This is a genomic window from Mesorhizobium sp. M1A.F.Ca.IN.020.06.1.1 (genome assembly GCF_004023265.1).
In the GTDB taxonomy this organism is placed as follows: Bacteria; Pseudomonadota; Alphaproteobacteria; order Rhizobiales; family Rhizobiaceae; genus Mesorhizobium.
Genome location: NZ_RZSR01001465.1, coordinates 1 through 940, shown reverse-complemented (window position 1 = coordinate 940; position 940 = coordinate 1). Strand labels below are relative to the sequence as shown.

At 62.3% G+C, this 940-nt stretch carries 1 protein-coding gene and 1 pseudogene; one reads left to right on the top strand and one right to left on the bottom strand.

The window, feature by feature from the left end; genetic code table 11:
• On the bottom strand, positions 1 to 585 hold a 585-nt coding region (locus EOA60_RS34900), incomplete at its 3' end, for a TAXI family TRAP transporter solute-binding subunit (protein WP_128312728.1).
• Positions 586 to 837: 252 nt separating this feature from the next.
• On the opposite strand from EOA60_RS34900, the pseudogene EOA60_RS39475 reads away from it, so the two are divergent.
• A pseudogene (locus EOA60_RS39475) lies at positions 838 to 940 on the top strand (YciI family protein); the annotation flags it as partial.

Below are 940 nucleotides of genomic sequence, written 5' to 3'. Positions count from 1 at the left end.
TTGCAGCGTGGCGTCGAGCTGCCGGTTCTTGATCAACTCGACCGACTCTGCGAATGGCAGGTACTCGACCCGTCCAAGATCCTCATATTTCAGCCCGGCGGCAGCGAAGATGGCGCGGGCGTTGAGCTCGGTGCCGGAGGCGGGCGCGCCGACCGACAGGCTCTTGCCCTTGAGGTCGGCGAGGGTCTTGATGCCGGACTCCTTGCTGGCGACGATCTGAATATAGTTCGGATAGATGGCGGCTATGCCGCGCAGCTTGTCGAGCTTGCCGGGGAAGCCGGCTTCGGTGTTGCCTTCGGCGGCGAGCTTGACGGAATCGCCGAGCGCGAAGGCGATCTCGCCCTTGCCCTGCTGCAGCAGGTTGAGGTTCTCGACCGATGCCTTGGTTGCCTGCACCTGGGTGCGGGCGCCTTCGATGCCCTTGCCGTAGATTTCCGACAGCGCGACGCCGAGGGGATAGTAGACGCCCGACGTGCCGCCGGTCAGCACGGTGATGAATTCCTGTGCCCCGGCCGACATGGCGCCGAGGCCGAGCGACAATGCCAAAGCGCCGGCGGCAACAAATTTCGTCCTGAAATCGAGCATTTTGTTTCCTCCTCCTGATGGTCGCGCCGCGCCGCCTCTGCCGGCGCGAACCTGGGAGTTTAGACAGGAGACGCCAAATGCCAACCCGCAATTGCAGCCATTAGACGAACGATCGAGGGGTGGCGAAAGCGTCGGCTTGCGCTCGATTGCTTTGGAGGCGAAAGATTTTCGCGGCGCCTGTCGAAATCGGCCGTGGCCGCACGACATAGGTCGGCCCGCGACGACGCGGCCTTCGAGAAAACGGAGAAGACCATGCGATACATGCTTTTGATCTACAATGACGAAGCGGCAATGGCGAATGCGCCGCGCGACAAGACCGAACAGACGCTTGCCGCATACAGTGCCTATACCGAAG